General features: G+C 69.7%; 9 protein-coding genes. 4 read left to right on the top strand and 5 right to left on the bottom strand.

Features of this window, described 5'->3' with window-relative positions; translation table 11 throughout:
- The coding region (locus AB0I15_RS65625) for a tetratricopeptide repeat protein (RefSeq protein WP_358120606.1) at positions 1-3388 on the bottom strand (3388 nt) is incomplete at its 3' end.
- A gap of 417 nt (positions 3389-3805) precedes the next feature.
- On the opposite strand from AB0I15_RS65625, the gene AB0I15_RS65620 reads away from it, so the two are divergent.
- The 3 genes from AB0I15_RS65620 (at position 3806) to AB0I15_RS65610 (ending at position 5702) form a co-directional block, all read left to right on the top strand.
- Positions 3806-4027 carry a hypothetical protein gene (locus tag AB0I15_RS65620; RefSeq protein WP_358120604.1) on the top strand — a complete coding sequence of 74 codons (222 nt, stop codon included), beginning with the start codon at positions 3806-3808 and terminating at the stop codon, positions 4025-4027.
- Between the two features lie 164 nt (positions 4028-4191).
- On the top strand, positions 4192-4626 hold the full coding sequence (locus tag AB0I15_RS65615) for a hypothetical protein (protein WP_358120602.1): 435 nt from the start codon (positions 4192-4194) through the stop codon (positions 4624-4626).
- Positions 4623-5702 carry a recombinase family protein gene (locus AB0I15_RS65610; protein ID WP_358120599.1) on the top strand — a complete coding sequence of 360 codons (1080 nt, stop codon included), beginning with the start codon at positions 4623-4625 and terminating at the stop codon, positions 5700-5702. Before AB0I15_RS65615 ends, AB0I15_RS65610 begins: the two co-directional genes overlap by 4 nt.
- Before the next feature lie 464 nt (positions 5703-6166).
- Here AB0I15_RS65610 and AB0I15_RS65605 read toward each other — a convergent pair whose 3' ends face one another.
- From AB0I15_RS65605 to AB0I15_RS65595, 3 genes are all read right to left on the bottom strand, one after another.
- Positions 6167-6430 (bottom strand): hypothetical protein, encoded by a 264-nt coding sequence (locus tag AB0I15_RS65605; RefSeq protein WP_358120596.1) that lies wholly within the window; start codon positions 6428-6430, stop codon positions 6167-6169.
- Positions 6431-6655: 225 nt separating this feature from the next.
- On the bottom strand, positions 6656-7171 hold the full coding sequence (locus tag AB0I15_RS65600; protein ID WP_358120594.1) for a hypothetical protein: 516 nt from the start codon (positions 7169-7171) through the stop codon (positions 6656-6658).
- 750 nt (positions 7172-7921) lie between these two features.
- On the bottom strand, positions 7922-8170 hold the full coding sequence (locus AB0I15_RS65595; RefSeq protein ID WP_358120591.1) for a hypothetical protein: 249 nt from the start codon (positions 8168-8170) through the stop codon (positions 7922-7924).
- Between the two features lie 566 nt (positions 8171-8736).
- Between AB0I15_RS65595 and AB0I15_RS65590 the strand changes: the two genes are divergently transcribed.
- The gene (locus tag AB0I15_RS65590; protein WP_358120589.1) at positions 8737-8970 is read left to right on the top strand and encodes a hypothetical protein; all 234 of its coding nucleotides are present in this window, start codon (positions 8737-8739) and stop codon (positions 8968-8970) included.
- A 107-nt stretch (positions 8971-9077) separates the two neighbouring features.
- On the opposite strand, the gene AB0I15_RS65585 is transcribed toward AB0I15_RS65590, so the two are convergent.
- Positions 9078-9735 (bottom strand): site-specific integrase (locus AB0I15_RS65585; RefSeq protein WP_358120586.1); only part of this gene is annotated, 658 nt, incomplete at its 5' end.

The following is a 9735-nucleotide window of genomic DNA, read 5'->3' as shown; positions in this document are numbered from 1 at the left end:
CGAGCTCCTCGAAGATGGTCAGGGATTTGCGGTACCAGGCGTCGGCCTCGTCCAACCGGCCCCGCAACAGCGCGACGGTGCCGAGCTGGTGGTAGCTGCCGGCCATGCCGGGCCGGTTGCCGAGCTCCTCGAAGATGGTCAGGGATTTGCGGTACCAGGCGTCGGCCTCGTCCAACCGGCCCCGCAACAGCGCGACGGTGCCGAGCTGGTGGTAGCTGTCGGCCATGCCGGGCCGGTTGCCGAGCTCCTCGAAGATGGTCAGGGATTTGCGGTACCAGGCGTCGGCCTCGTCCAACCGGCCCCGCAACAGCGCGACGGTGCCGAGCTGGTGGTAGCTGTCGGCCATGCCGGGCCGGTTGCCGAGCTCCTCTTCGATGGTCAGGGATTGGTGGTACCAGGCGTCGGCCTCGTCCAATCGGCCCCGATCCTGCGCGACGGTGCCGAGCTGGTGGTAGGTGTTGGCCATGCCGGGCCGGTTGCCGAGCTCCTCGAAGATGGTCAGGGATTGGTGGTACCAGGCGTCGGCCTCGTCCAATCGGCCCCGCTCCTGCGCGACGGTGCCGAGCTGGTGGTGAACGGCGGCGATGTGGCCCTGGGTCGGGGGGGTTTGCTGCTGGAGGGCGGTGAGGAGGGTCAGGTAGGTGTGCTGGGCCTCCTCAAGCCGGTGCGCCCGGAGTTGCCGGTTGGCTTCGCTGCTGAGGATGAACAGCCAGAGCTGGCCGGCGTCGGTGTTGAGGCCGGGTGCGGTTCCGTCCGGGGTTTCGAGGAGCAGGCGTGCCCGGTCGGTCCATCCTTGGGCTTCCTCGCTCAGTCCGCGAAAATCCCAGTACTCGTTCAGGGCTTGGATGATGTCCTGGGCGTGCTCCCACAGCTGGTGGTCCAGGGCGTGGCCGAGCATGCTGCCCAGGCTGCGGCGTTGCAGACCGATCACGGTGATCGCCAGTTGCGCGTTACCACCGGAGATCTGCTGGTCCAGCCATTGGCTGAGGGCGGCGTAGGCGTCCAGGAGGGCGCGGGTGGTGCGGGTGTGCTGCTGGTCGAAGTCGCCGGGCTGGTCCAGGCGCCATCGGCTGGTCAGGTAGGCGGGCAGGGCGGGGTGGATCCGGTACATGCCGCCGCCCAGAGCGGTGAGCAGCCCGACCGCGCTCGCCCTCTTCAGCACCCGGTCCCAATCGTCGGCGCTTCGGCCGTGAAACTGGGCTGGGACCTGCGGCTGCTGCGACATGATCGCTAGGACGTCGGCGTCGGCGATGCCGTGCATGAGCGCGAGCGCGGTCAGGGCTTGGCGGTCGTCGGCGGGCAGGTGGATGAAGGAGTAGGCGACGCAGGCCGGCAGGGACGTGGCCCGATCCCCGCCACCACCGCCGCCACCGCCGCCGTCGTCGCGGCCGGGCAGCGGGGCGGTGCCGCGCAGCGCGGCCAGCAGCACGCCGGCATCGGTGCTGTCCAGGTGCGGCAGGGTCAGCTTCATGGCCAGCGGGTGGCCCTCCAGCCATTCCATCAACTCGGCGAACACCGGACTCTGGCGGCGCGGCCGGCTGTTGGGGTAGGGCTGCAGCAGCTGGCCGGCGTAGGCGATCGCCTCGTGCTGAGCCAGGCCGCCCACCTCGAGGCGGCGCAGCTGCTCGCCGAGCCAGGGTTCGGGGCTGCGGGTGGTGATCAGGACCGAGCTGTTGCCCGCGCGGGCGAGCCCGGCCAGGAAGCGCCGCAGCTCCTCCAACTGAGGGCCGGCCAGCGGCGGGGTGGCCGCTGACGGGTCGGGCATGGAGTGCACCGACTCGAAGTTGTCCCAGATCAGCAGCAGCCGACGCTGGGCCAGCAACTGCCGCACAATCCGGCGGCGCTCATCGTTATCAGCGAGCGCGAAGTCGTCGTCGTCGAACACTTGCCTCCCGATGGCGGTGATGACCTCATCCAGGCCGAAGGAGGGCAGGCCGGGCTCGAAGGAGTGCCAGATCACGAAGTCCGGACGCTCCACGCCGCCGGTGTCGCGCCACCACCGGCCGAAGGCCTTGGCCAGCTCGGTTTTGCCCGTCCCGCCAGGTCCGTGCAGGATCACCACGCGCTGCAGCCGAGCCGCGGCCTCCAAGGTGTAGAACACGCCGTCGCGGCCCACGAACACGCCGTCCGGCGCCAGATCATCCGTCAGCTCATCTGCGGCCCGTTGGGCGTCGGCGGGGCCGGTGCGCAGCCGGTCCAGCATCTCCTCCAGTGACGCCCCGCGCCGGTCGGTGCGCAAGCCGGGGAAGGATACATCGCGGCGCAGGTAGTGCACCGGCACCATCCAGTCCGCCAGCGACAGCGGGCCCTTGGGGCTGGGCCGCCGGTCGTGCAGGGCCAGGCGGGCCCGGCCGGCGGTGACCGCGTCGGCGACCCGGTCCCCGGCGAACAGCCGCTCGTAGAAGGCGGTCATGAACTCCGCCGCGGCCACCGCGTACACGCTGTAGGCCATCGCCACCACCGAGGCCGCCCCACCCTGCACCAGCCGGGTCGCCACCGCCGCCTCCACCTGGCCGCCGACCTGCCCGGACTGGCAGGCGTTCAGCACCACCACCGGCACCCGCCCGGCCGACAGCACCTGCGCCACCCGCTCGGCCGGCACCAGGTCGGGCTCCCCGCCGGGCGTCTCGAAGGCCAGCATCCCGCGCGGGAGCGGGCCCTGGAAGCGCAGCGGGTCCCACCCCGGGGCCGGGGCGCGCCCGCCGCCGAAGGCGCCGTGCCCGTCGAAGTGCACGATCTGGAACGGCTCGCCCGCTGCGACCGCCTCATCCAGCACCTGCCGCAGCCGGTCCAGGGTGGGCGGCCGCAACACCACCAGATCGACGTTGCCGCGGACCGCTTCCAGCCGCTCCAGCAGCGGCCGGGCGATCATCTGATAGCCCACATCACGCTCACCGGCCGGCCGGGAGATCACCATCAACACCCGCAGCCGCGCGCCGCCCGCAGGGAAGGCCTCGCTCAGGTCGGCCGCGGGCAGGCTGCGGGTCAGCGCGACCTGATCCAGCACCAGCGGCAGGCCGCGCGCAGGATCGCGCATCAACTCCCACGGCAGCCCCAGCCGCTGCGCGGCCTTCGACTGCAGGACCACCTCGACCGGATGGCCCCGCGCCCGCACTGTCGCATACGCCGCCTGTACCGGCGCCGAGCCGAATATCGCCTCGAAAACGCTCTGGCCCCAGGCGGGCAGTTTCGCGGCGATATCGTCACCGCGGTCGGAATACACCGCGAACGGGTGGCGCAGATAGTCCTCCAAATACCAGCGCAGATCCTCTAACGCTTGTGCATCGAGCGGCCAGGCCACCTCGATCGGATCTGCCGCCGTTCTGGGGAACTGCTCGCCTGCCAGCCATATCGCCACCGACACCCGGCCATCTGCATCGATGTCCACCAGTAACCGATCAACCACCAGCCCCGCCCGCCATTCCACAACCAGACACAAGCCGCGCCCCCCGCACCGGCATCTTCAGGCTAGACACGCCACCCACCATCGGCGCCCAAGCGACATGGAACCGCAACCAAATGGCCGCCACCGGACACAAAGAATCTGGCCGATATCACGCTTAACGACCTACTACGAGCGGACTTACGCAAGGAGCCCAGCCACCGAATCCCGATCACCTGCACCGCCGCGCTGGCCCATTCCCGCCGAGGCTCCATCCCTCAGCGCGCGTGTGCAGACGACTCCTGACATCCGTGCACGCGACTTCGAAAACCGACACTTGTCCCGAAAACCTCTCCAGGGCCCTTGTGTTTCGGGACGGTTTTCGGGACAGTGTGAGTAGCCCACCGAAGAGAGGCCCCGCCCGTGAAGATCAACCAGATCCGCGACCTCGTCGGCTACTACAACGACGGCGGCACGGTCGAGAGCTGGGACGTCAGCACTGACGACGGCCCCGCGACCGTCCACGCCACCCTCGCCGCGGCGGTGCAGATCGAAGGCGCCGGGGTCTCGATCGAGATCGCCCCCACGCTGGAATTCCTGGCCACCCTGCGCCAGTGGCAGGCGGCCGGCATCGGCACCGACTGACCACGAGGCGGCGGGCGGACCCACCAGGACGCCCGCCGCTCACCAGCCGATGTCCGAAGTCGTCTGCACGGATGGTCGATGTCTGAAGTCGTCTGCACGGATGTCCGAACTCCCGTGCACGGAGCGTCCTGACCCATTGGATCTTTGAACGGAGCGAAGTGGAGATGACCACCTCGACCCCTGCGACCCCGGCGGCCGCTACGGCCCAGGTGCTGGCGGCGCGGATCGCGGCTGACGCCGGCGCCCTGGCCGCCTTGCTCGACCCCGAGGTGCCGGCCGTCTTCGAGCGTTTCGACGGCGACTACGCCGCGGTGCTCGCCGGGCTCGGTCCCGCCCTGATGGCGCTGGACCGGGCCGTCGAGCACGTCTACGAGGTCGTCGGCGAGATCTCCAACGACGCCGACGATGAGGACTGGGACAAGGTCGCCACGGCCGCGGGCGAGGCCAAGGAAGTGATCGGCTGGCACGGCGACGAACTGAGCGCGGCGGTTGAGCACGCCCGGCGAGCTCAGAGCAGGCAGGCGAGTACCACCGCGGTCGTCCAGCGGACCGCCGCGGACTTGCGTGCTCTCTACCGGGAAGCGGCGGGCCGCGCGTGAGCCGGCAGCACGCCACCGAGCGCAGCGGGGCCACCAACGCGATCCGCATCGGCTACGCCCGGATCTCCACCCGCGCCCAGGACGACGCGGCGCAGCTGGAGCTGCTGGGCGGCGCCGACTGCCGCGAGATCGTGGAGGAGACCATCTCCACCCGCCGGGCTGAGCGGCCCAAGCTCACCACGGCGCTGGACGGCATGAAGCCGGGCGACACGCTGGTCATCACCAAGCCCGACCGTCTCGCCCGCAGCGTCAAGGAGCTGCTGGTCTTCCTGGAAGACCAGCTCGCGCCGCGCGGCATCAACCTGCACATCCTGACCGGCATCTGCGCCGGCACCCACAAGCCCAACGGCCAGACGATGTCCGACAAGATGCTGTTCATGGTCGCGGCCATGGCCGCCGAGATGAAACGCGACCTGATCCAAGAGCGCACCCTGGACGGCCTGGCCGCCGCCCGCGCTCAGGGCCGTACCGGCGGCCGCCCGGTGATGGTGACCGAGGACGTGCTCGCCGCCGCCCGGGCCCGCCGCGAGCGCGGCCAGTCCGTCACCCGGATCGCCCGCGAGCTCGGCGTCGGCCGGTCGACGCTGTACCGGGCGCTGGAAGACGACGACCCGCCCGGCGCGGCCGCCGGCACCACCACAGCGGCCGCCGTCGACCAGGACCACGACGACCAGCCCGCCGCCCCGGCCGCCACGACAACGCGCTCGCCGAGCTCGCCGCCCGAGCCTGCCGAGAGCACGCGGCCGTGGACAGCCGACGCCGACCCGGCCCGGCGGCCGCACTGGTACACCGACGCCGAGCTCGACGCCGTCCAGGTCATCAAGAGCGACATCATCGACGACGTGCCCGTCTACTGGGTCGTCATCGCTGGCGAGCTGCTGGGCACCGTGACCCGCCGTCTCGGCGGCCGCGGCTGGCACGCCCACCACCGCAACCGCACCCTGGCCGCGCATACCGGCCCCGGCAAGCACCCGGCCACCCGGGACGCCGCCGTGCTCGACCTGGTGGCCGATGTCCACCGCATCTGGCAGTACCACCACGCCCGCGCCCGAAGCACCCGACGCAACCCATCATGACCGTCCCTGGTCCCGCTGCCGGGCGCATCAATTGCATTGGGCAGCCAAGCTGTATGGTCACCCTACGCATTTTTCGTTAAGCAGTAAGTAGCTATCCCTGGGTCGCGCTCACTGCGCCAGCCCAACGTGGAGCGAAGCCGACGCTCAGCTCGTGCGCTTGGGCCAAAGCCTCGTTGACGACCTCGATGTAGCCCGGCGCCGGACCCGCCAGGGCCGGCTGATACCAGGCCGGGCCCCGGCCGGTGGCGGACAGCACCGTGACCAAAGCTGTCCTGCCTCGACCGGGCGTGCGCCACACCAGCTCGTGGTTGTGTACTGCCGTGCACGTGCACGAGCGTTCCGCGGGTGCAGACGCGCGAGGCACGTGCATGCACAACGCTGCAGGCGCGCCCGCCCTGGGCGATGCTGGGTGGGCGGGGCCCGGCGTTGTCGACGCCGAGCTGGTCGACCGCAGCATCGCCGAGCTACGGCGGCTGTGAGCCGGGCCCTGGGCCGACGTTACCGGGAGTGGGTGTGCGCAGGGCGCGGCCCACGACGGTGATGGCCGTGGCGGCGGCGGTCAGCCGGTGGCCTTCGGCGCGGTAGACCTCCAGCAGGTCGGCGATCGTGTACGGGGGCAGGTGCGGCTTGAGGTCGACGGCCGCGGCCCGGTAGCCAGCGCGGAGTGCGGCCAGGGCGCGCTGGACGTGTCCGGCTGCCATCCAGGTCAGCACGTGCGGGTCGTGCACCACCTCGTGGGCGCGGAAGTCGGCGGGCAGGCAGTCCAGCAGGAACGCTCTGGCCTGGGTGGCCCAGCCGGGATCGTCGGCGGGCAGCGGAACCTGCGCCGGCCAGCCGGTGGGGCGGCCCGCCCCACCAGTCCGGCGCGTGGGTGCCGCTTCACACGTCGCGCTGTCGCGGTCGAGGGCCTTGGTGCGGTCCGGCGTGCGGGCTCGGCGGCGGATGCGACGTCCTTAGATGTCGCGCCACACCACGGGCAGGCGCACGAGCGCGATCCTGGCGTCGGTCCACACTCCTGGAGGAATGCGGCCATCGCCGGCGAGCTTGTGCAGCGCGGTGTCGAGGTCGTCGAACACGTGCAGTTCCGGCGGGAAGTCGTTGAAGTAGTCCCAGTGGTGCAGGTAGACCGCGATGCGGCCGCGCCCGGTCTCAGCGATGCCGGTCCGCCACTCCGCATTTGCTCCCTTGTGGCCGAAACGGCCGCGCAGCAGTTCCGCCTTGTGCCGATCAGGGTCTTGGTCGGAGTCGAGCTGGGCGTTGACGAGCCAGCGGCCGGTGAAGGCTTCGAGCCGGTCCGCGCCATTGCTGTTGTACATGCGCACGGTGATGGTCTCAGTGGCCCGCAGGTAGTGGGCGAGCGCGGAGGCCACCAGCGCCGACACCGTGGTGTGTGAGTTCCTGGCGGCCCGGCTGGCGCGTTCCCACAGCGTCAACTCGTCCTCGCGGACGCTCAAGGTCTTGTTCGGCACAACCTCTCCTACGTGACGTGCACATGGTGTACGCAAGTTTCACATATAGCAAAGTAGAGGGGCTTGTACCGCAGGGGCCAATCCGATGCTTAAGGAGGGGTAAGAAGGCTCCGGGCGATGATCTTCGCGGCCAGGCCGACGCGAGCGGGGCCTACGCTGGGGTTTATGGACCGGGCTTCCTGCCAGCTGGGACCGCCAAGATCCTTCGGCAGGAAGCCCGTCCGCCCCGCTGGGCGGAACGATCAACTGAACGATCAACTGATGGTCCCTGTCGGCCTGGCGGCCGGCCAGGCGCCGAAGCCGCCTGGGATCACCGGTGTCGATCGTCTCCCTCGAGGCGTGATCCCTCCACCGACGTTTCCGCCAGGCCATGCGGACGCTGCCGGGCACGGAGGGAAGACACCCGGATTCCACGGTACGGGCTCCCAACAGTGGCTTCCCCAAGGTCGCTGGGAGTGGAAGGGATCCTCTCTTCCCGGGGGAGCGATTCCTTCCCCCGGAGGTTGAACCAGCATCCCCGCGCGAGCTGCCGCACGCCCAGAGGACGTTCACTTCACCGCATTGACCACCCGGCGACGCGGCGCCTCACAGGGGCCATGGCCCCGTCCAAAGGGCTCCCCACATTGATCATCACCAAGCAAAGGGCGCGCCCATCACACACGAAAGCGCCGGTCGGCACCACCCTTGCGAGGGGGGCGCCGACCGGCGCTTCACGTACCGTTCGCGGCCTACGTCTTCAGGACTCGCGAATCACAACAGTCGAATGAGTTGAACCTCTTTGGTGTCGGGGTCACGGATCAGCAGTTCCTTACCGTCGCCGATCTGTTGCTCGATGTAGTCGTACAACGTGATGGCTCGGTTGACGATGTCGGTCTTGGTCAAGCCGGTGCGGTCCTGGGAGCGCTGTAGCGCCTCCGCGGACTTCGTGATGAGTGCGGTGGTGATCCGTTCAGCAACGGCCTGCCGAGACGACATACCTTCACCTGTGGTGGCGGACATGGTCGTGCTCTCCCTTGCAGGTCTTCACGGGAACTTGGCGGATGAGGGGGCTGCGGGTGTCACAAGATCTCTTGGCGAGGGGACTCCTGCAGGGCGGCGGGTCGCTCATCCGCCAGCTCTGCCAGTTCACCGTGACACATCAAGACACGCCTCCGCCAGTCCTTAGACATAAGTTTTACAGTTATTCTATGCTCTATCTTACGTGCATATGCTGCTAGTTCCACTGCTTTGGAACGGCGATTCGCTGCACATGCGATATAGTCATCATCCAACTACCGAACACACACTCGACCGAAGGAGCCCTTCCCGCACCACCCGAGCTCTCACCTCGATGCACCCTCACGCTTCACCCGAGTCCTTCGCGCACCAACAACCCTCCGGAGGAGAGCCTTGAACCAAAGCTTGCTAGCTGCGCCAAAGGGGTCGCAGCAGTTCACCGCGCAAGGAGAATGCCCTCGATGGCAGCAGAGCCGTCCCGGACTCCGTCCCCCACCACCGAGCCGACTGAAGAGGCCCCCTCAGCAGTCGCCAATCTGACGATCAGCGCCCGCCCCTTCCACGGGTAGTTGAAGGGTGAGCTGAACGCCAAGGTCCCCACTCAGGAGACCGCCCATGCCCTGACCACGATGTGGCGGATGGTCATTGCCGTCACCTCCATGGTCGTTGCGCCCGCCATGATTCTTCTCCTCGGGCCCAATGCGGGCCTGCCTCCGGAATGGATCGCCGGCCTTACCACGGGCAGCTTCCTTCTCGCAGCCGGCCTCGTGCTGCTTTCTTATAGATCTTCTGGCCGCCGGTAGCGCGGTCACGCGGGTACGGCCTCGCACCTGGCGAGCGGCGACGCTTTCTCCCCATGAAGCGTCGCCGCCCCGCTTCTGCAGGAAACCGAAGCGGATCTTGCCACGTATCAGCGGCGGCGCGCGGCGGGGTCGCGGTTTTGCTGCCACCGGGCCAGGGCTTCGGGGGAAACGCGGGCATACCGGGCCAGGGAGGCGACCGAGGTGTGGCCGGAGTAGGCAAGCAAGGTGGAGGTGTTGGCGCCGTCTTCGGCGGCGTGGGTGAGGGCGCTGTGACGGAGCTGGTGCAGCGTCCACGGGCCGCCGGGCAGCTTGGCGGTGGCCTGCTCGAAGAGTTCGGCGGCGCGGCGGTAGGACAGCCGGGCCCGGCCGGAGTCGGGGTCGACGTCGGCCGGCGGCAGCGGGAGGCGGGCGCGCCGGTCGGTGAGGAACATCGGGCCGGTGCGGCGGCCGTCCAGCAGGCGGGGCAGCAGCCGGGCGGTGGGCATCTGCCAGACGATGACGTCGACGGCGCCGCCCTTGCGCCGGACCTTGGCGCGGCGGTTGCGCTGGTCGAGGTCGGCGACATCGAGGGCCAGGACCTCTTCGGCGCGGGCGGCGCTCTCGTACAGCAGCCGAAAGAGCGTCCGGTCCCGCAGCGGCAGGTTCGGGCGGGTGAGCAGGGCCTCGACCTGGTCGCGGTCGAGGGCCTTGGTGCGGTCGGGGGTGCGGGCGCGGCGGCGGATGCGGCGCAGCGGGTCGCCGGTCAGCCAGTCCTGGTCGCGCCAC

The organism is Nonomuraea sp. NPDC050643, assembly GCF_040654715.1.
Taxonomy (GTDB): Bacteria; Actinomycetota; Actinomycetes; order Streptosporangiales; family Streptosporangiaceae; genus Nonomuraea.
Note: the sequence above shows the minus strand (reverse complement) of the source record. Positions and strands in the feature narration are given on the sequence as shown.

Coding starts and splice junctions, on each gene's coding strand:
- AB0I15_RS65615 (WP_358120602.1), top strand. CDS start 4,192: ATGACCACCTCGACCCCTGCGACCCCGGCGGCCGCTACGGCCCAGGTG.
- AB0I15_RS65595 (WP_358120591.1), bottom strand. CDS start 8,170: ATGTCCGCCACCACAGGTGAAGGTATGTCGTCTCGGCAGGCCGTTGCT.